A 20,344-nucleotide genomic window follows, 5' to 3' on the forward strand; every position below is an offset into this window, starting at 1 on the left:
ACGGAGGCTCCCTACTTCTTGCCGGCCCCGGCGCCGAGGCCGATGCCCGGGTCGAGGAACTTGTTGGTGAACAGATCGGTGGCCTTCAGCCCGGCGGCGGGCGCGGCGCCGTTGCGCTTCAGGATCGGCGTGGTGATGTCGAGGATCTTCTGGACGCGGGCTTGGTCGAAGTCGCCGAGCGTGGCATTGTCACCGTCGCTGACGAGGCCCTCCTTCAACTGCTGCTTCGCCGAGTAAGCAGCCTGCCCCGGGGTGTACACCCAGCCGTTGTCGAAGGCGTCGACCGCCTTACCGATGAGCTTGTTCGTGGGGGTGGGGTCGGCGAAGTAGTCGGCGGTCGCCCGCTGGACCACGGGTATCAGCTTGCTGAGGCAGGCGGACTGCTTGCTCACGTCGGCGCTGCGCACCGAGAGGGCCACGGCGTAGAGCGGGTATCCGGTGTCGTGGATGAGCTGGTGGGCGACCGGGCGGTGCCAGTTGTCCAGGTCGTGGGCGTAGAGATACGGCTCGACGGTGGCGAAGCCCTGCTGGGCGTCCTTGCCGCCGGCCGCGAGGAAGGCGCCCGGCGAACCGTCGTAGCCGCCGTCGGTCTGGCCGCGGTGCAGCAGGCCCTTGCCGACGAGGTAGTCCATCCACGTGGCGCCCTCGAAGTAGCGCACCTTGGCGTTGGTCCTGCCGAGATCGGCGATGGTCTTCACCTTCGGATACGTCTTCGGGTCCCACATGATCATCCAAGGGGCCTTCTCGAACGTGGCGAAGACCTGGGTGATCGGCCGGTGCGCGGAGTTCTGCACGGCTTCGTCGGTGTTCACCCAGCCAAGCAGGATGTCGGGGTCGGTGTACATCTGTGTCGGCACGGGCTGGTTGCCGATGGCCGGGCCGCCTGCTCTGATCTCGACGTCGACGCCGGTCCACTTGCCGTGCGCGAAGAGCGGGCCGCGCACCTGCTTGGCGTCGGCGTCGATGGTCGGGTGCGGGCCCAACAGCCGGTACAGGCCGCCCTGTTCGGCCTGTGGGTTCCAGTCGGTCTGCACGACCACCTTCTTCGGGCAGTCGCTGGACAGGTCGAGGGACCCGATGGTCAGCCCTGTGTGGTCGGCGCTCGCCGCGGCGCCGCCACCCGGGCCGCACGCCGATGACAGCGTCAGGACCAGGGCAGTACCCAAGGCGGCGGTCAAAGCACCGCGCGCTCGCTTGCCGGTTGTGCGCTCCATGGCGCGGGCCTCCTTCGACGGGGACGTCGGATTCAGGACAGGGACGTTGGCCGGGGCCGGAGTCACAGCGAGTCGATTTCGGTCGACCGGCCGGCGTTGAGCGAGAAACGGTCTCGGGTGGTGACGTAGAAGCTGGCGCCGAAGCGGCCGACAGGGTGGAAGTCGGCCAGGCGCACGTGCCAGCGCTCGGTGTCGACGAGTCCGTCACGCGCCCACAGGTGATGGATACGCCCGAAGAAGATTTCGCGGGTGCTGGTGGTGATCCGCTCGTGCAGAGTGCATTCGAAGGCGACGGGGGCCTCGGCGATGCGCGGGGGCCGCACCCGGGCGCAGGCCACGGCGGTGAGTCCGACTTCCTTCAGTTCGTCGACGTGGGGCGGGTGGGCGAAGCCGCAGTCGTGCATCTGCTGCGCCATCGCCTCGTCGGCGAGATGTACGACGAACTCGCCATTGGCGGCGATATTCACGGCCGTGTCCTTGAGGTGTCCGGCCCGCCGGTCGAGGCTGATCATGACCAGCGGCGGGTCCTCGGCGGCCATCGCGAACATGCTGAACGGCGCGGCGTTGACCACCCCGTCCTCGCCCAGCGTGGTCACCAGGGCAATGGGGCGCGGCACGATCAGCGACGCCATCAGCTTGTAGCGCTCGTAGGGACCGAGCTCGCTCATATCCACGTTCAGCGCCTGCTCACCCATGGGTGGTCACCCACCAGGACAGCAGGACGTCCCGGAGCACGGATGCGTCGTCCGGATACGCGGCGCGGTAGGGGTCGGCGGCGCCCAGCGCCTCAAAACCCGCGGCCTCGTCGGCATCCAATTCGACCGGCATATCGACGAGTTGGACGGGTGCTCCGGTGAATCCCGCTACATAGGAGGGGTCCCGGACGAGGCGTCGCTCGGTGCGGATGTGGGGCTGGCGGAACTGGTCGGGGGCGCGCTGGGTGTCGTACTCGCGTAGTTCTGGCACGGCGTCGACCTCGGCCTGCGTGGCCTCACTGAGTACGGCGAGTACGGGTTCGAGGGCGTAGTTGCTGGTGCCCATGATGTCGTTGCCGCAGACATTCGGGACGACCAACAGGTCCATCAGGGCGAGCAGTTCGACGTGGTCACCCGGGCGTGTGCGCTGACGCAGGATCTCGGGTCGGCCATCGTTCACGCGGGTCGCCATGAACAGGTTGAACGAGTCGTGCACGTCGTCCGGGGTGAGTCCGTACTCGCGCTGCGCCTCGGCCTGGATGTCGGCGCAGTTGGTGTGCTGCTCAAAGCCGTGCATCGAGTCGTACATGTTGGCGCTGCACCGCGGGAACAGGGTGTCGTTGACCCCCGCGGTGTCGGTCAGCAGGTACATCATGGCCCGCTCGCGCGGCGGCGCGGACCACAGGAAGTCGCCCTGTGTGGGGCCCAGGCCGTGCAGCGTGCGGGTGCGGCCGACGTGCAGGAATTCGCGGTAGTCGGCCAGGTTGAAGGCGTTGAGGTCGACGCACTGACCGCCGGTGATCTGTTCGATGCGCAGGACCTGGCCGACGCGCACCTCGATCGCCTTGCCGGTTCCCGGCTCGATCCGCCGGCACTCCAGTTCCTTCCGCTTCTCCCGCGGCGGCTCGTGGTCGATGGCCTCCCGCCAGCGCCAGGGGCGGCCGGTGGGGTGCGGGTGCGGGCGGGTACCGATCGCACCGGCGGCCGACTCGGCGAGCGCGAGACGCACGAGGCCGGCGCGCGACGGTGCCTCGCCCGCCCCCAGGGAGGCGTCGACGAGGTGGAGCTGCTGCTCGGTCAGGCGGAGCACCAGGCGTGGCATCGCGACTCGTTTCTGTATACGGAGACTTGGATTTCCGTATACCAACACCGTCTCCTTACGGGCACATCTCGCCCGCGTTTCTCCCCGGTGTCCAGGTACTCTCGCCGGTCCTGACGCTGATTTACGTATACGCAACGGCTAGCATGTCGCCATGACCACCACCCCCATCCGCCCGGCGGAACGCGCCGAAAGCGCCTTCGTCAGCCTGCGTACGGCCATCGTGGACGGCGCCGTGCCGCCCGGCACCCGGCTCCCGGAGGACGTGCTCGCGGCGCAGTATGGGGTCAGTCGCACCCTGGTCCGTTCCGTGCTTGCCCGCCTGGTCGCGGCGGGACTCGTGGAAACCGGCAAGGCGAAGTCCGCCACCGTGGCCCGGCCGGACGCCGACGAGGCGCGGGCGGTCTTCGAGGTGCGTCGTTCGCTGGAGCGCGACGCGGTGCGGCTCGCGGCCGCGGCATGGGACAAGGATGCCTCGGCGTCGATGGCCCGCCACGTGCGCGCCGAGCGCGAGGCGTCGGAGCGCGACGACCACCGCGTCTCGGGGCGGCTCGCCGCCGAATTCCACGTCCGACTCGCGGAGTTGTGCGGAAATCCGTTGATGGAGCGGTATCTCAGCGAGGTGGTGTGGCGGTGCTCGCTGATCCTCTCCGTGCATGGCGCTCCGCACGATCAGCGGAAATCGATCGACGAGCATGAAGAGTTGCTGCGTCTGATCGAGACCGGGGACGCGGAGGGGGCCGAGGAGTCGGTACTGCGACATGTACGCGCCGTGGAGACGCGGACGCTGGCACGTGCCACGCAGGCCGCGGCTCCGAACCTGGCGGCGATCCTCGGGCGGTACTGAGACCGCCGAGGCCGCAGGGAGGGACTCCCGACGCTCGATGCCGCGGTCCGCATGCTCACGTCGCGGGGTGGCGCCTGCGGCGCGGTCGCCATGAGCGGCCAGCGGCTCACGTGGTGCAGGAGAGCGGCTGCCCCGGTCCCCGTCGGTCGCGCCCCCACTGTGGCGGCGGGCCAATGGTCACTCGACGTCCACTCCGTACGCGCGGGCGAGGGCGTCGAGGCCCTCGCTCCAGCCCTGTCCGATGGCCCGAAGCTTCCAAACGGGCCGGCCTTCGACCACGTGGCGATACAGCTCGGCGACGGCCATGGCCCGGATGTCCGGGTCGGCGGGCGGGCGGAAGGCCCAGGCCGCGCCCGGGCCGCCGTCCAACGTGAGCAGGGCGTGGGTGAGAGACGCGCAGCTCAGTCCGGTGTCCACGTCCATGTTGACGGCGATGGTGACCCGGCGCGTGAGGTCGGGCAAAGCGGCCAGATGGACCGTGGCCCTTTCCGTGACGACCGGCCCATCCTGGTGTTTGCCCAGAAGGCGTGCCGCGCCGCCGGCCGCGGAGGGCTGGTGGTAGAAGACGAAGTCCTCGTCCCCGGACACGCGCCCGTCCTCTCCGCCGAGGAAGAGGGTGAGATCGGCATCCGCACCGGCGAAGGCGAACGCGACGGACAGCGTATGGCAGGCCTCCTCGGGCAGTACGAGTGTCTGACCCGGGACGAGTGGGACAGGGGGGTCCGCGGGTGCGCCGGGAGCGACAGGCTGCGCGACTGGTTGCGCGGCGGGCTGTGCGACAGCCTGCGCGGCGGGCGTCGCCTGCTTCCACTCGGCGAACGATCTGATCAGGAAGGGGTCGGTGACCGCCGCAGGTCCACCGTCCGGATGGTTGGCCCCGAGTTCGATGTCGAGGTCGCCGAGGGACCCTTCACCGGTGTCCGGCTGATCCTGGGCGTGGTCGAGGAGATCCTGGAGGCCGGGGGTCCTGCCGGTGTCCAACGGCCGGAACGTGCTGGACAGATTGCCCGAGGCGGTCGTCGTCACGGAGCAGACGACGTCCTCTCCAATGTCGAGGAAGCGCAGCGCGTCGCCGGGCTCGCGCCAGGGTGTGGTGTCGATCGCGCGCCGCGTCCAGCGTCCGTAGGCGACGAAACCGAGACGCTGCGTGTCGGGAAGGCGTGTCAGCACGGCGAGGTCGATGGCGGTGATGCCCGGCGCCGTGGCGAAGCCTTCTTTGAGCGTGGCCACGATGTTCGACCCCATGGCCGTCAGCCACCACAGGACGCGGTCGCGCTTGGTGAGGTTCTTGAGCGTCGGCCGCCCGCTCGGGGTGGTGCCCGGCGTCTGGGTGGGCAGCGAATCGAGGTCCTGCTGCCGCATGACCACCGAGAGGACGGATCCGTCCACGCCGACCGCGCAACCGGCCGCCGGGTTGTCGGAGAAGGCGGTGTTCACCGCCTCGCAGACGGTGTCCTCGTCGTTGGCGTTCAGGGCGCGCCACCACCGGTCGGCGTCGGCCTGCCACTGCTGCCGTATGTCGCGCAGGCGCGCCCGCTCGGCCGCGAGATACACGGGCGCGTCCAGCTCGGCCCGGCGCCGGGCGGCCGCCCGCTCGGCGCGCGCCAGACGCCGCACACCCCGCAGATGGAACGCCTGCGCCTCGGCAAGCGCCCAGGGTTCCCCCAGTTGAGGCGTTTCCGGGACGACGGGAGCGTGGGCGTCGGGGAACGACTGCAGGTGCACCGTGGTCATCTCGCGCCGCAGCTCCGTCAGCCGGGCGATCGCGGCGTCGCGCTCAGCCTGCTGCTGGGCGCGCTCCGCCTGCCGTCGCGCCCGGTCCAGTTGCGCGGCCGAGGGGGCCACCGTCCGTGACCGTGTCGCGGTTCGGCGTGTGGTGGTACGCCGGCGATTCCCGCCGACGGATGAGGAGGCGTAGAAGGGGCCGAGGCCGGACGAGACCCTGGCCCCGCCGCTGCCGACGCTGAGCCGCGCCGCTCGCGGCCCGACCGAGGTGCGTACGCCGCGCGTCGACACGCGCACACTCATCCCGGGGACGCCGACCCGGAAGCCGAATCCCATGGCTGCCTCCCGTCTCCCTGTTCTCGCCGTACACATTCTGGTGCAAGAACGACCGGATGCGACTCCTCTGCCGACCGCCCTTCGCCCAGGACGGGCCGTGCGGGTCACGCACCGTCAGAAACACCCCGCCCCGAACACTCAGCCCGGCCGATCGAGCTAAATCGAGCACGGATGGCCCAGCCAAGTCGCGACCCCAGGGCGGCATTCCTACGTTCGATGACACCCAAGCCCAACCCGTAGCCCATGGAGGAATTCATGCGTGTGAAGTCCGTTCTGCTCGCGTCCGCAGTGGCCGGAGCCGCTCTCATACCGACCTCGGGGATCGCGTACGCCGCCCCCGACAAGGACTGCCCGGACTTCTCGACGCAGGCCGAAGCGCAGGCCTACTTCGACGCCCACCCCGGCGACCCGGACCGCCTCGACCGCGACAAGGACGGCATGGCCTGCGAGGACAGCGGGCTCCCCGCCGGGTCCGACTCGTCGGCCGACACCCCCTCGGACACGTCCTCCGCCACCCCGGCCATGCCGCAGGACGGCGTCAAGGCCGGTGCCGGCGGCCTCGCCGAGGACGGCACCCCCACCGCGCTGCCGATCGGCTTCGCCGCCGCGGCCGTGCTCGCCGCCGGTGGCGCCGTCGTGCTGCGCCGCCGCGCCAAGCAGGACCACTGACGACGGTCCGCACGATCTGTGCGGTTGCCGCATGACGACGTGACAGGGAGGCCATGCCATGACCAGTTCGCCGTCTCCCGGCCGCCGCCGTGGCCGCGATCTCCCGTGGATCGCGGCCACCGTGCTGTGCGCGCTGCTCGCCCTGAACGCCGTACTCGGCTGGTTCAGCGGCCCCGCTTCCCCCTACGACGCCGGGGCGGCCAACCCGGCCCGCCTGCCCGCGGGTTCGGCGGCGACCGACACGGCGCGGCCCACGACACCCGACGCCCCTGACGACTCCCCGGCGCCGCGGCCGCTCGACCGGGCCGCCGATCCGGCGCGCCTGCGGATCCCCGCGATCGGCGTCGACACCGCCATCGACCCGCTGTCCCTGGACCCCGAGGGGCGACTCCCCGCCCCGGCCGGACCCACCGACGTCGGCTGGTGGCGCGAGGGTCCCGCACCCGGCGAGGCGGGCCCGGCCGCCATCGTCGGCCACCTCGACACCAGGAGTGGTCCCGCCGTCTTCGCGGGCTTGACCGAACTCCGCCCCGGCGACCGGGTCGAGATCACCCGTGCCGACGGCAGCACGGCGGTCTTCGCCGTGCGCTCCACGAAGCAGTTCCCCCAGGACGACTTCCCCGCGAAGAATGTCTACGGGCCCACCCCCGACGCCCAGTTGCGTCTGATCACCTGTGGCGGCACCTACGACCGCGCGGCCGACCGCTACCTCGCGAACACGGTCGTGTACGCCAAGATGATCGACCCGTGACTCCGGCTGCGGACATCACCCCCTCGTACCTGAGCCCTCACCCCCTCCCACTCCTCCCGCACTCCTCCTCGATCTCGTCCAACAGGTCGATCAGCGCGTGCAGCGCCGGGTTCGAGTCGCCCGCGCGCCAGGCCAGGGCCAGCGGCAGGGGTGGGATGTCGCGGGCCGGGATGAGGACGACGCCCGGGACCTTGAGGTGGGCGGCGGAGGACGGGACGAAGCCGATGCCCACGCCGGCGCCGACCAGCGTCAGGATCGTGTGGGTGTCGGGGGCCTCCTGGACGATGCGCGGGCTCGACCCGTGCGCCAGGTAGGCGCTGTGGATCAGTGCCACGATGCCCGCGCCGCGGTTGGTGGGGTGGCTGACGACGGGCTCGTCGCGGATGTCGGCCATGCCGATGTCCCGCCTCGACGCGAGGCGGTGGCCCGCCGGGAGGGCCACCACCATGCCGTGCCGGGTCAGCTCGCGGGCCTGGATGCCGGTGCCCGACACCGGCAGGCGCATCAGGCCCGCGTCGATCTCGTCCTCGCTGAGCCGGGTCACCAACTCGCCGCCGTACAACGGGCCGTGGATCTCGAGCCGTACGCGCGGGCGGTGTTCGCGAAACCTTCTGGTCATCAGGATCAGCACCTCGTGCGAGGTAGGCCCGCTGAACCCGAGCCGCACCACGCCGGTCTGACCGCTCGCCGCGCGCCGGGCCGCGAGCGGCGCCTCCTGCACGGCTCGTAGCGCCCGCCGGGCCTCCACCAGGAACGCCTCGCCCGCCACCGTGAGCGCCACCTGCCGGGTCGTGCGCCGCAGCAGTTCCACGCCCACCTCGTGCTCCAGGCGCTTGATCTGCTGGGACAGCGGCGGCTGCGACATCTGCAGACGCTCCGCCGCCCGCCGGAAGTTGAGCTCCTCCGCGACGGTCACGAACGACCGCAGATGACGCAATTCCACCTGAACTCCCGCCTGGGCACGACCTGTTCGGGGCGCGACTGGTCGGTGCTTCTTCGCAGGTCACCGGCGATTATGTCGCGCTGCCGAATCAACCGTACGGATATTTGGTGTTAGACGAAACCAGTTGGCAGTCATAGCTTCCCTGTGAGCGCGATCACGTTGTTTCTCAACGGAGTTCACCCACGCGTGCCCGGACGACGACGTCCGCGGCCGACCGGAAGGACGGGACGAGATGCCGAGCAGACGGCTTCCCGCAGAGGAGAAGATGGCCCGCAGGGCGGGCTGGGCCTCCTTTCTGGGCTCGACGATCGAGTGGTACGACTTCTACGTCTATGGCACCGCCTCCGCCCTGGTGTTCGCCCCGCTGTTCTTCGCCGACGTCCCGCCGACGATCGGTGTGCTGCTCTCCTTCGTCACCTTCTGGGTCGGCTTCCTGGCCCGACCGCTCGGCGCCATCCTCTTCGGCCACCTCGGCGACCGCCTCGGCCGCAAGAAGGCGCTGGTCGCCACCCTGCTGCTGATGGGCGTCAGCACGGTCGGCATCGGGTGTCTTCCGACGTACGGGCAGATCGGTGTGGCCGCGCCGATCCTGCTGACCGTGTTCCGTACCGTTCAGGGCATCGCGCTCGGCGGTGAGTGGGGCGGCTCCGTCCTCATCACCACCGAACACGCCAAGAAGGAACGCGGGTTCATGTTCGCGGCCTTCGCCCAGCAGGGCTCGCCCACCGGACGCATCCTGGCCACCCTGTCCTTCCTGGCCGTCGGCCGGCTCTCCGACGACGCCCTGCTGGCATGGGCCTGGCGGGTCCCGTTCCTGGCCTCCGCCCTGCTGGTGATCATCGGCCTGGTGATCCGGCTCAGCCTGGAGGAGTCCCCGGCGATGGTGTCCCTGCGGGCCGCCGACCAGACCGTGAAGGTGCCGGTCGTCACGCTGTTCCGGGAGCACTCCAAGCTGCTGCTGCTCGGCGTCGGCGCCGCGTTCACCGTCTTCGCGATCGTCTACGCACGTGACACCTTCGCCCTGTCCTGGGCGACCGGCGAGGTCGGCATGGGCCGGCAGGACTTCCTGACCGTCATCCTGGTCGCGAGCGTCGTGCAGTTCTTCGTGCAGCCTCTCGGCGCCGTGCTGGCGACGCGCTGGGGTGTCCGCAAGGCCGTCACCGTCATCCTGGCCTGCCAGATCCCCACGATCCCCGTCATGTTCGCCCTCATCGGCACCGGCAGCTTCCCGCTGGCCGTGACCGGCGCGGTCCTCGCGACCATCCCGGACGTCATGTACTACGCGATCGTCGCGGGCATGTTCGCCCAGGCCTTCCCCGCCCAGGTCCGCTACACCGGCATCTCCACGGCGTACGGGCTCGCGGGCGTGCTCGGCGGCCTGGCACCGGTCATCCTTCAGTCGCTCCTTTCGGCCTCCGGGACGATCGTGCTTCCGGTCCTGTTCGTGGTCGTCCTCGGCGCCGTCTCACTCATCGCGGCCCGCGCCTTCCTCACGCTGTCGGCCAGAACCACCGACAAGGAGCGACAGACCGAGGCGTCGCCCGCTGGCGTCAACTGACCTTCCCCCACTCGCACTTCGTGTCTCGCAGCCCCGAGGAGAAACCGTGCAGCAGCACGCAGTCCGCCCCCGCACCGACGACGCCCTGAACTCGCTCCTCCACCCCCGCTCCATCGCGATCCTCGGCGCCTCCGACACCCCGACGAAACTGTCGGGCCGGCCCGTCGACTACCTCAAGCGGTTCGGGTACACGGGCCGGATCCTGCCCGTCAACGCCAAGCGCGACCAGGTGCAGGGCCTGACCGCCTACCGCAGCGTCGACGACATCGACGGTGACATCGACCTCGCCATGATCATGCTGTCGGCCGAGCAGTCCGCCGACGCCGTCCGCGCCTGCGGCCGGCGCGGCATCCCCGCCGCCATCCTGGGCGCCTCGGGGTTCGCGGAGGTCGGCGGGCGGGGCGTCGAGCTCCAGGAGGACCTGAAGGCCGCGATCGCGGAGAGCGGCGTACGCGTCCTCGGCCCCAACTGCCTCGGCATGATCGCCTCCCACGAGCGGGCGCTGCCCACTTTCAGCTCCGCGCTCGACGAGGACGCCGATCTTGTCGAGGGCCCGATCGCCTTCCTCAGCCAGAGCGGCGCCTTCGGCGGCTTCGTGTTCAACGCCGCCCAGAACCTCGGCATCGGGATATCCCACTACCTCAACACCGGGAACGAGGTGGACCTTTCGGTCGCCGAGCTGGTCGACGGCCTCGTGCGCAGCGACGGTACGGAGGTGATCCTCGCCTACCTCGAAGGTGTCACCGGCGGCCGCCGTCTCCTGGACGCCGCCCGGGAGGCGCACGAGCGGGACAAGCCGATCATCGCCGTGAAGGTCGGGCGTTCCGAGGCAGGGGCGCGCGCCGCCCAGTCCCACACGGCCTCGCTCGCGGGCGAGGACGCGGTGTTCGACGGCGCGGTCAGGCAGTACGGCATCCTGCGCGTGGACGGCCCGGAGTCCATGCTGGAGGCCGCGCAGATCTTCTCCACCGGCCGCCGCGCGGCGGGGCGCAGGCTCACCTCGCTGTCCGTGTCCGGCGGCGCCGGCGCCCTGATGGCCGACGCGGCGGCGGCGCACGGCATCGAGGTCCGCGCCTGGGACGAGGAGTGGCAGCGCACGATGGCCGCCGCGATCCCCGTCTACGGATCGCCGCGCAACCCCGTCGACCTCACCGGCAGTCTCATCGCCGAACCCGACATCCTGCGCCGCTCGTTGAAGGTGGCCGTCGAGCATCCGGGCACCGACATGATCGCCGTCCTCCTGGGCTGCGCGGACAACTGCGCCGACACGCTCATCGAGGCGCTCGACGAGGCGTACCGCTCGACGGACCGCCCCTTCGTCGTGGTCTGGACGGGCGGCAGCGGCCGCCCCCGCACCCGGCTGCGCGAACTGGGCATCCCCTGCTACACCGACCCCGCCCAGGCCGCCCGCGCCCTCGGCCTGCTCGCCGACTTCAGCCTGCGGCCCGCCCTTCCGGCCCCCGAGCGGCCCGCCGACGTCGACACCAAGGCCGCCCGCGCCGTCCTGGCCCGGGCCCGCGCCGAGGGCCGCACTCAGCTCGACGAGTACGAGTCGACTCAGCTCATCGCCGCCTACGGGGTGCGGGCCGCCGCCTCGCGACCGGCCGCGGACCCGGATCAAGCGGCAGCCGTCGCCGAAGAGTTGGGCGGATCCGTCGCCGTGAAGCTGCTGTCCGAGCGGATCGGGCACAAGAGTGACATCGGCGGCGTGCGGCTCGGCCTCGACGGCGCGGACGCCGTGCGCGAGGCCGCCGCCGACGTCCTGCGAATCGCCCGCGAGGCCGGTGTGGACGACGCCCGCGTCCTCGTCCAGCGGATGGCCGACGGCGGCGGCACCGAGCTGATCGTGGGCGTCAAGAACGACCCGGTGTTCGGTCCCGTCGTGGTCACAGGGCTCGGTGGCATCCTCGTCGAGGCGCTCGCCGACAGCCGCGTCGCGGTCGCCCCCGTCGACCCGGCGGGCGCCCGCCGCATGCTGCTGTCGCTGCGCGGCAGCCGCCTCTTCGGCGAGGTGCGCGGCAAGCCCGCCCGCGACGTCGAGGCCGCCGCCGACACCATCGCCCGCCTGTCCTGGCTGGCCGCCGACCTCGCCGACGAGCTCGCGGAGCTGGACGTCAATCCGCTGCTGCTCGGCGCGGCGGGCGAGGGCGCGCTCGCGGTGGACGCGCTGGCCCACCTCACACCCCTCAACTGACCGACCTGGAAGGGAGATTCACGATGGAAGCCGAGGAGTTCGAGGCGGTCGTCGCCGCCGTCCACACCCTCGTACGGGAGGACGTCGTCCCGCGCGAGGACGAGATCGAGGAGACGGACGCCATCCCGGAGGACGTCCGCCGCAAGGCCGTCGAGATGGGCCTGTTCGGGTACACGCTGCCGGAGGCGTTCGGCGGCCTCGGTGCGAGCCTGTCCGAGGACGTCCGGCTCGCCTTCGAGTTCGGGTACACGACGCCCGCGTTCCGCTCGATGTTCGGCACCAACAACGGCATCGCCGGGAAGGTGCTCGACAACGCGGGCACCGAGGAGCAGAAGAAGCACTGGCTGCCCCGGCTCGCCGAGGGCGCCGTCGCGTCGTTCGCCCTGACCGAGGCGGAGGCGGGCTCCGACCCGTCCGGCCTGACCACGCGCGCCGTCCGCCAGGGCGACGGATATGTCATCAACGGAAGCAAGCGGTTCATCACCAACGCCCCGCTCGCCGACCTGTTCGTGGTCTTCGCCCGCACCGGCGAGGAGGCGTCCGGGACGAAGGGCATCTCCGTGTTCCTCGTCGAGGCGGGGCTGCCTGGTGTCACGGTCGGCCCGAAGGACGCCAAGACCGGGCAGGCGGGCGCCTGGACCGCCGAGGTGTTCTTCGACGACGTACGGGTCGACAAGGCCGCGCTCGTCGGCGGCGAGGAGGGCGCGGGCTTCGGCACGGCCATGCAGTCCCTGGTACGCGGGCGTGTGCACATCGCGGCGCTGTGCGTCGGGATGGCCGAGCGGATCCTTGAGGAGTCCGTCGCGCACGCGGCGACCAGCAAGCAGGGCGGCCGGCCGATCGGCGAGTTCCAGCTCGTGCAGGGCATGCTCGCGGAGATCCAGACGGGTGTGCTCGCGGGCCGCGCCATGGTCGTGGACGCCGCCGAGAAGTACGACTCCGGCGAGGACCGCAGGATCCGCCCGTCGGCCGCGAAGCTGTTCTGCTCCGAGATGGTCTCCAAGGCCGCCGACCTGGCCGTACAGATCCACGGCGGCATGGGCTACATGCGCGGCACCGTCGTCGAGCGCTGCTTCCGTGACGCCCGCCTCTTCCGCATCTACGAGGGCACCAGCGAGATCCAGAAGGTCATCATCGCCAAGCAGCTGCTGCGGACGGCGGCCCGGTCATGATCGAACCCGCCGTGGACGTGACATGCGAGGGGCCGGTCCACACCCTCACCCTGAACCGGCCCGCCCGCCGCAATGCCCTCGACCTCGCCGACCGGCGCGAACTCCTCGCCGCACTGCGGGAGTCGGAGCGTGACCCCGAGTGCCGGGCGATCGTGCTGACCGGCGCGGGAGAGGTGTTCTGCGCGGGCGGTGACATCCGCTCCATGTCGCAGGACCCGCACGTCGCCCGCGAGCGCCTGGCCGTCGTGGGCGACGTGGCTCGCGCCCTGGTGTGTTCGGCGAAGCCGGTGGTCGCCGCGGTGCGCGGCGGCGCGTACGGCCTGGGCCTCGGGCTCGCCGCCGCCTGCGACTACGTCGTGGCCGCCGACGACGCCCGGTTCGCGGCCTCCTTCGCCAAGATCGGACTGACCGCCGACGCCGGTCTCAGCTGGAGCCTCGCCCAGCGGATCGGACCGGCCCGTGCGAAGGAACTCATCCTGTTCGCCGAGGACTTGGAGGCCATGGAGGCCCAACGCATCGGCCTGGTCAGCGAGATCGTCGAGAGCGCGAAGGTGTCCGTGCGGGCACGGGAGCGGGCCGAGCGGCTCGCCGCCGCGTCCCCCGCCATGGTCGCCGCCACCAAGCGGATCTTCGCCCAGGAGGCGCAGGACCTGGACGCGATCCTCGACGCCGAGGCGGATGCACAGGTCCAACTGCTGGGCGGCGAGGGCTTCGTGGAGGGCCGGGCCGCGTTCCTGGAACGCCGCCGCCCGGCCTTCCCGGCGTGAACCCGATCCCGTACGTGCAAGGAATGAGAGGAGAACGCATGCCTCACCCCACGGCGTCCCGCCCCCTTGAGGGCATGCGGATCGTCGAGCTCTCCAGCTATGTGGCCAGCCCCCTCGGCGGGATGACACTGGCCCAGCTGGGCGCCGACGTCATCCGCGTCGAGCCGCTGAACGGCGCGCCGGACCGCACCCGGCACCCGCTCGCCGACAGCGGCACGAGCCTGTACTGGTCCGGCCTGAACAAGGGCAAGCGGGCCGTCGAGGTCGACCTGCGCGGCGAAGAGGGGCGCGAGCTCGTCGCGGGCCTGGCCACCGGGGGCGGGCCGGGCGGCGGCATCGTGCTCGCCAACTCCGAGCGCTACCAGGACCTTTCGTACGAGGCGCTGTCCGCCCGCCGCCCCGACCTGATCCACGTGCTGCTCACCGGCCGCCGGGACGGCTCGGCCGCCGTCGACTACACCGTGCAGGCCGCCACGGGATTCCCGCAGCTCACGGGCCCGGAGAGCACCCCCGACCCGGTGAACCACCTGATGCCCGCCTGGGATGTCGCCGCCGGGCTCTACCTCGCCGTCGGGCTGCTCGCCGCCGAACGCCACCGGCTGCGTACCGGCCAGGGCCAGCAGGTCCGCGTCGCCCTGGAGGACGTGGCCCTGGCGACCGCCGGGAACCTCGGCTATCTGGCCGAGGCCCAGCTCGGTGCCGTTCCGCGTGAACGCGCCGGGAACTACGTCTACGGCACCTTCGGCCGCGACTTCACCACCGCCGACGGCGGCCGCCTCATGGTCGTCGCCCTCACCGACCGGCACTGGCGGCGCCTGCTCGCCGCCACCGGACTCACCGACGCGGTCGACGCCGTCGGGCGCGCGCTCGGCGCCGACCTCTCCGACGAGTTCGAGCGCTACACCCACCGCAAGGTCCTCGGCGAACTCCTCGCCGGCTGGTTCGCGGCACACACCCTCGACGAGGCCCAGGAGGCGCTCGCCCGCACGCGCGTGCTGTGGTCCACGTACCGCACCTTCACCGACCTCGCGGCCGACGACGCCCAACTGCTGCGCGAGAACCCGCTGATGGCCCGCGTCGGCCAGGACGGCATCCCCGCGCACTGGGCGCCCGGCTCCCCCGTCGTCATGGACGACACCCAGTCCCGGCCCGAGCCCTCGCCGATCGTCGGCCAGCACACCGACGACGTACTGCGCACCGAACTCGGGCTCGGTGACGCGGAGTTGGAGAAGCTCGGCGCGGCGGGCGTCATCCATCCACCTCGCCGATCCACGCACTCCGCGCACCCGCTCACCACGACCACCGGAACAGGAAGCTGAGCACACTCATGGCACTACTGGCCGACAAGACCGCAGTCATCACGGGCGGCGCCCAGGGCATCGGGCTCGCCATCGCCAGGACATACGTCCGCGAGGGCGCGAAGGTCGTGCTCGGCGACCTCAACCTGGAAGCCGCCGAGGCCGCCGCCAAGGAGCTCGGCGGGACCTCCGTCGCCCACGCCGTACGCTGCGACATCACCGAAGCCGACCAGGTGGACGCCCTGATCCGGGCCGCGATCGACACCTTCGGCTCCCTCGACATCATGGTCAACAACGCCGGCGTCACCCGCGATGCCACCATGCGCACCATGACCGAGGACCAGTTCGACCAGGTCATCGACGTGCACCTCAAGGGCACGTGGAACGGCACCCGTAAGGCCGCCGCCGTGATGCGCGAGCAGAAGCGCGGCGCGATCGTCAACATCTCCTCGCTGTCCGGCAAGGTCGGCATGGTCGGACAGACCAACTACTCCGCCGCCAAGGCCGGCATCGTCGGGCTGTCGAAGGCCGCCGCCAAGGAGATGGCCCACCATGGTGTGCGTGTCAACGCGATCCAGCCCGGCCTGATCCGCAGCGCCATGACCGAGGCGATGCCGGAGAAGGCGTGGGACCAGAAGATGGCCGAGATCCCGATGCGGCGCGCGGGCGAGGTCGAGGAGGTCGCCTCCGTGGCTCTCTTCCTGGCATCGGACCTGTCGTCGTACATGACCGGGACCGTGCTCGAGGTAACGGGCGGCCGGTTCATGTGAGTTGACTCAGGCGACATCAGGTCTTGGCCCGTCCGCACACCGCACGCCCGCACACCCGCACCCCGTCAGGAGCACCCCATGCGTGAAGCCGTCGTCTGCGAACCCGTCCGCACCCCCATCGGCCGCTACGGCGGCATGTTCACGTCGCTGACCGCCGTCGATCTCGGCGTCGCCGCCCTCAAGGGCCTCCTCGAACGCACCGGGATCAACCCCGAGGTCATCGAGGACGTCATCCTCGGCCACTGCAACGGCAACAGCGAGGCGCCCGCCATCGGCCGCGTCGTCGCGCTGGACGCGGGCCTGCCCGTCACCGTCCCCGGACTCCACCTCGACCGGCGCTGCGGCTCCGGCCTCCAGGCCGTCCTGTACGCCGCCCAGCAGGTGCAGACCGGTGCGCACGAGGTCGTCGTGGCGGGCGGCACGGAGTCCATGAGCAACGCGGCGTTCTACTCGACCGACATGCGCTGGGGCGCGAAGGGCGACGGCATCCGGATGCACGACGGCCTCGCGCGCGCCCGGTCCACCGCCGGAGGCCGCAACTACCCCGTTCCGGGCGGCATGTTGGAGACGGCCGAGAATCTGCGCCGCGAGTACGCGATCGGCCGCGAGGAGCAGGACCGCCTCGCCCTCGCCTCCCACCAGCGCGCCGTGCGGGCGCAGGCGGACGGCGTCCTCGCCGAGGAGATCATCCCCGTGACGGTGCCGGGCCGGCGCCGCGGCGACGAGGGAACCGTCATCGACACGGACGAACACCCGCGCGCCGACACGTCGTTGGAGTCCCTCGGCCGCCTCAAGCCGATCCTGCGCCACTCCGACCCGGAGGCCACGGTCACCGCGGGCAACGCGAGCGGACAGAACGACGCGGCGGCGATGTGTGTCGTCACCACCCCTGAGCGCGCTGAGCAGTTGGGGCTGCGTCCGCTCGTACGTCTGGTGTCGTGGGGTGTGGCGGGTGTGCCACCGAAGACGATGGGCATCGGGCCCGTCCCGGCGAGCGCGGTGGCCCTGGACCGGGCGGGTCTCAGCCTCTCCGACATGGACCTGATCGAGCTGAACGAGGCGTTCGCCGCGCAGGCGCTCGCCGTGATGCGCGAGTGGGAGTTCGGCGAGAAGGACCTGGAGCGCACCAACGTGCACGGCTCGGGCATCTCGCTGGGTCACCCGGTCGGCGCCACGGGTGTGCGGATGCTCGCCACGCTGTCGCGCGAACTGGGGCGCCGTGAGGCGCGGTACGGCCTGGAGACCATGTGCATCGGCGGCGGGCAGGGCCTGGCGGCGGTCTTCGAGCGGGTGGCGTCGTGACCTCGGCACTGGTGCGCGCGACGGCGCTCGTCGAGGCGCTGGAGGAGGTCGTCGGCAAGGCCTCCGCCCGGCTCGCCGCGGCCCCCGCGACGGACGACGACCAGACCGTCCCGTACGACATCGCGTCGGTGTCATCGGCGGTCGCGGCTGCCCGCCACCTCCTGGACCTGGGCCCGCACAGCGAGGCCGAGGCGGACCTGGCGCTGCTCTTCGCCGCCGACACGGCCGCCGATCTGGCGGGCCGGGCGGCCGGCCGCGAAGCCCTGTGGGGCGTGGACGGGACGGTGCTGGGCGCGGTCGCCGAACACATCACGGCGGGGCGCGCGCCCGCGTTCCTGGACGCCGTCGCCGAACGCGTCCTGGCGGCGGGCGGTGAGGCGGCGCCACGCCATCTCTCCGACGAGCTTCAGCTGGTGCGCTCCACGTTCCGTGACTTCGCCGAGGCGAAGGTGAAGCCGGTCGCCGACGCCATCCACGCGGGCGACGAGGACATCCCGGCCGACATCGTCGACGGCCTCTCGGAGATGGGCTGCTTCGGCTTGTCGATCCCCGCCGAGTACGGCGGCTTCGCGGAGGGCGGCGCCGACGAGCTGCTGAGCATGGTCGTGGTGACGGAGGAGCTGTCACGGGCCTCGCTCGGCGCGGCGGGCTCGCTGATCACCCGGCCCGAGATCATCGGTACGGCGATCGCGCGCGGTGGCACGGACGAGCAGCGCGGGCGCTGGCTGCCGCGGATCGCGACCGGCGAGAGGCTGTGCGCCGTGGCCGTCACCGAGCCCAACCACGGCTCGGACGTCGGCGGCGTCACCACGACCGCCGTGCGCGACGGCGACGACTGGGTGCTGAACGGCGTCAAGACGTGGTGCACGTTCGCGGGCCGCGCCCACTACCTCCTCGTACTCGCCCGTACGCAGCCGGACCGCGCGGCGGGCCACCGCGGCCTGTCGTTGTTCGTGGTGGAGAAGCCGTCGTTCCCGGGCCACGAGTGGCAGGTCACGCAGGACGGCGGCGGCTCGGCGGCGGGCCGGGCGATCCGCACGCTCGGCTACCGCGGCATGCACTCGTACGAGGTCACCTTCGACGGTTTCCGGGTCCCGGCGGAGAATCTCATCGGCCTCGACGAGGGCCTGGGCCGGGGCTTCTACCTCCAGATGCAGGCCTTCGCCAACGCCCGCCTCCAGACGGCGGCCCGCGCGGTCGGCGTCATGGAGTCGGCCCTGGAACTCGCTCTCGATCACGCCCGCCAACGCCCCGTCTTCGGCCACCCCCTCACCTCCTTCCAGCTCACCCGCGCCAAACTCGCCCGCATGGCCGCGCACATCGCGGCCTGCCGCGCCTTCACCGCCACGGCCGCCCGCGCCATCACGGCGGGCGACGGCGTCCTGGCCGCGGCCCAGGTCAAACAACTGGCGTGCCGGGCCGCGGAGTGGGTCACCCGCGAGGCCCAGCAGCTGCACGGCGGCTACGGCTACGCGGAGGAGTACGCGGTGTCCCGCCTCTTCGTCGACGCCCGCGTCCTGTCGATCTTCGAGGGAGCGGACGAGGTTCTCGCGCTCCGCGTGATCGCGCGACAGCTGGCGAAGGGGGCGACGCGGGACACACCAACCACCTGAGAAGACATAGACCGCGCTTATGGGCCCATAGGGAACAAGCGGCTACCGGCCCGCACGCCGCGCGCCGACGCTGAGGGCATGACGACAACCGACACGGCAGCCGGCGCGGTGCCCGGAGTGGTCAAGCCGACCTCGGCCGAGGTCATGGAGGACACGGGGACCGGGCTCGACTTCGGTACGCGGGCGGACCGGATGCCGGGCCATCTGACCCCCAACGACCGGTTCTTCGTGCGCAGCCACTCCCCGACGCCCCGGATCGACGCCGACCAGTGGTCCCTGCGGATCGGCGGCGACGCCGTACGGTCGCCCGTCACCTTCGGCTACGACGATCTGTGGCGGGCGTTCCCGCTGGTCTCCGTCACGCGCACGATCGAGTGCGCGGGCAATCGCCGCGTGCTGTTCGGCAAGCAGCACGGGCAGCACATCGCCGGTACACCGTGGGGCCGCGGGGCGGTCAGCACCGCCGAGTGGACCGGCGTACGCCTCCGTGACCTGCTGGAAGCGGCGGGGGTGACCGCGGACGCGCACGACGTCATGCCCGTGGCCCTCGACGAATGCGGCGCCCGCCGCCCGATGCCCCTGGCCAAGGCGATGGCCGACGACACGCTCCTCGCCCTGGCCATGAACGGCGAGCCGCTGCCACCGGACCACGGCTTCCCGGCCCGGGTCGTCGTCTCCGGCTGGCTGGGCGCGGCCAGCATCAAATGGGTCGGCCGCATCGAGGTGTCCCGCAGACCGATCCACGTCCCCTGGAACACCGAGGACTACGTCCTCATCGGCCCCGAACACCCTGCGCACGGCCCCGTCCTCGGCACCCCCATCAACGAACTCCCGGTGACCAGCCTGGTGGAACTCGACTGGCCCGCACACTTGAAGCCGGTCCCCCAACTCGTACGCGGCCGGTCCTTCGCCGGCGAGCAGCGCATCGCCTCCGTGGCCTACAGCATCGACCGCGGCCCCTGGTACGAGGCCCGCCTCACCGGCTCCCGGGAGGCGGGCGCCTGGACCCGGTGGCACTTCACCTGGACCCCGGCCCCGGGCGACCACACCATCTCGGTCCGCGCCACCGACGACACGGGCCGCACCCAGCCGACCCACGTCCCATGGAACCGCCTCGGCTACCTCAACAACCAGATCGCGGGTCGCTGCGACGGTCACCAGCTGAATGGGCTGCCCCGTCCTCAATTCCCCTTGAGGGGCCGCGTCGTGCCGTCCTTGAGGGTGAGCGTGCCGGTCAGCCGGTCGTGGGAGTCACTCTCCGGCCACCAGGCGGTCCACCTGCCATAGGGCAGCGAGGGGGAACTGGCGTACGCGATCGCACGTGAGCAGGGGAAGTTACTGAAGGAGGCCGCCGGTGAGGTCCAACTGGCCATGGCCGTACTGGAGTTCAC

At 71.5% G+C, this 20,344-nt stretch carries 17 protein-coding genes and 1 pseudogene; 13 read left to right on the plus strand and 5 right to left on the minus strand.

What is annotated here, in order from left to right; all coding sequences use genetic code 11:
- Window positions 1-11: 11 nt before the first annotated feature.
- From ACP4E5_RS06580 to ACP4E5_RS06590, 3 genes are all read right to left on the minus strand, one after another.
- Complete coding sequence (locus tag ACP4E5_RS06580; protein ID WP_425825819.1) at window positions 12-1,214, minus strand: substrate-binding domain-containing protein; 1,203 nt, start codon at window positions 1,212-1,214, stop codon at window positions 12-14.
- Between the two features lie 62 nt (window positions 1,215-1,276).
- The gene (locus ACP4E5_RS06585) at window positions 1,277-1,909 is read right to left on the minus strand and encodes a flavin reductase family protein (protein ID WP_425825821.1); all 633 of its coding nucleotides are present in this window, start codon (window positions 1,907-1,909) and stop codon (window positions 1,277-1,279) included.
- Window positions 1,902-3,011, minus strand: a complete 1,110-nt coding sequence (locus ACP4E5_RS06590) for a DUF1989 domain-containing protein (protein WP_425825823.1) — start codon at window positions 3,009-3,011, stop codon at window positions 1,902-1,904. Before ACP4E5_RS06590 ends, ACP4E5_RS06585 begins: the two co-directional genes overlap by 8 nt.
- 151 nt (window positions 3,012-3,162) lie before the next feature.
- Here ACP4E5_RS06590 and ACP4E5_RS06595 point away from each other — a divergent pair, with 151 nt between their 5' ends.
- Window positions 3,163-3,855 carry a GntR family transcriptional regulator gene (locus ACP4E5_RS06595; RefSeq protein WP_425825825.1) on the plus strand — a complete coding sequence of 231 codons (693 nt, stop codon included), beginning with the start codon at window positions 3,163-3,165 and terminating at the stop codon, window positions 3,853-3,855.
- A gap of 177 nt (window positions 3,856-4,032) precedes the next feature.
- Here ACP4E5_RS06595 and ACP4E5_RS06600 read toward each other — a convergent pair whose 3' ends face one another.
- On the minus strand, window positions 4,033-5,916 hold the full coding sequence (locus ACP4E5_RS06600; protein ID WP_425825827.1) for a TerD family protein: 1,884 nt from the start codon (window positions 5,914-5,916) through the stop codon (window positions 4,033-4,035).
- A gap of 255 nt (window positions 5,917-6,171) precedes the next feature.
- On the opposite strand from ACP4E5_RS06600, the gene ACP4E5_RS06605 reads away from it, so the two are divergent.
- Window positions 6,172-6,585, plus strand: coding sequence for an excalibur calcium-binding domain-containing protein (locus ACP4E5_RS06605; protein WP_425825829.1), 414 nt, complete (start codon window positions 6,172-6,174; stop codon window positions 6,583-6,585).
- A 58-nt stretch (window positions 6,586-6,643) separates the two neighbouring features.
- Window positions 6,644-7,336 (plus strand): class F sortase, encoded by a 693-nt coding sequence (locus ACP4E5_RS06610; protein ID WP_425825831.1) that lies wholly within the window; start codon window positions 6,644-6,646, stop codon window positions 7,334-7,336.
- Window positions 7,337-7,373: 37 nt separating this feature from the next.
- Here ACP4E5_RS06610 and ACP4E5_RS06615 read toward each other — a convergent pair whose 3' ends face one another.
- Window positions 7,374-8,279 carry a LysR substrate-binding domain-containing protein gene (locus ACP4E5_RS06615; RefSeq protein ID WP_425825833.1) on the minus strand — a complete coding sequence of 302 codons (906 nt, stop codon included), beginning with the start codon at window positions 8,277-8,279 and terminating at the stop codon, window positions 7,374-7,376.
- A gap of 232 nt (window positions 8,280-8,511) precedes the next feature.
- Between ACP4E5_RS06615 and ACP4E5_RS06620 the strand changes: the two genes are divergently transcribed.
- From ACP4E5_RS06620 to ACP4E5_RS06665, 10 genes and pseudogenes are all read left to right on the plus strand, one after another.
- Window positions 8,512-9,837 (plus strand): MFS transporter, encoded by a 1,326-nt coding sequence (locus ACP4E5_RS06620; protein WP_425825835.1) that lies wholly within the window; start codon window positions 8,512-8,514, stop codon window positions 9,835-9,837.
- Window positions 9,838-9,883: 46 nt separating this feature from the next.
- Window positions 9,884-12,031, plus strand: coding sequence for an acetate--CoA ligase family protein (locus ACP4E5_RS06625; RefSeq protein ID WP_425825837.1), 2,148 nt, complete (start codon window positions 9,884-9,886; stop codon window positions 12,029-12,031).
- A 23-nt stretch (window positions 12,032-12,054) separates the two neighbouring features.
- On the plus strand, window positions 12,055-13,203 hold the full coding sequence (locus tag ACP4E5_RS06630; protein ID WP_425825839.1) for an acyl-CoA dehydrogenase family protein: 1,149 nt from the start codon (window positions 12,055-12,057) through the stop codon (window positions 13,201-13,203).
- Window positions 13,200-13,970 (plus strand): enoyl-CoA hydratase/isomerase family protein, encoded by a 771-nt coding sequence (locus ACP4E5_RS06635; protein WP_425825841.1) that lies wholly within the window; start codon window positions 13,200-13,202, stop codon window positions 13,968-13,970. The genes ACP4E5_RS06630 and ACP4E5_RS06635 overlap by 4 nt, the downstream gene beginning before the upstream one ends.
- A gap of 38 nt (window positions 13,971-14,008) precedes the next feature.
- Window positions 14,009-15,289 (plus strand): CoA transferase, encoded by a 1,281-nt coding sequence (locus ACP4E5_RS06640; protein ID WP_425825843.1) that lies wholly within the window; start codon window positions 14,009-14,011, stop codon window positions 15,287-15,289.
- Between the two features lie 8 nt (window positions 15,290-15,297).
- On the plus strand, window positions 15,298-16,038 hold the full coding sequence (fabG, locus tag ACP4E5_RS06645) for a 3-oxoacyl-ACP reductase FabG (protein WP_425825845.1): 741 nt from the start codon (window positions 15,298-15,300) through the stop codon (window positions 16,036-16,038).
- Between the two features lie 78 nt (window positions 16,039-16,116).
- The gene (locus ACP4E5_RS06650; RefSeq protein ID WP_425825847.1) at window positions 16,117-17,340 is read left to right on the plus strand and encodes an acetyl-CoA C-acetyltransferase; all 1,224 of its coding nucleotides are present in this window, start codon (window positions 16,117-16,119) and stop codon (window positions 17,338-17,340) included.
- Window positions 17,337-18,953 carry an acyl-CoA dehydrogenase family protein gene (locus tag ACP4E5_RS06655; RefSeq protein WP_425825849.1) on the plus strand — a complete coding sequence of 539 codons (1,617 nt, stop codon included), beginning with the start codon at window positions 17,337-17,339 and terminating at the stop codon, window positions 18,951-18,953. Before ACP4E5_RS06650 ends, ACP4E5_RS06655 begins: the two co-directional genes overlap by 4 nt.
- Before the next feature lie 78 nt (window positions 18,954-19,031).
- Entirely contained in the window at window positions 19,032-20,240 is a 1,209-nt protein-coding gene (locus ACP4E5_RS06660; RefSeq protein WP_425825851.1) for a sulfite oxidase, read from the plus strand.
- A gap of 51 nt (window positions 20,241-20,291) precedes the next feature.
- Window positions 20,292-20,336, plus strand: a pseudogene (locus ACP4E5_RS06665) (hypothetical protein); the annotation flags it as partial.
- Between the last annotated feature and the right edge of the window lie 8 nt (window positions 20,337-20,344).

Source organism: Streptomyces fractus, assembly GCF_049844455.1.
Classification (GTDB): Bacteria; Actinomycetota; Actinomycetes; order Streptomycetales; family Streptomycetaceae; genus Streptomyces; species Streptomyces fractus.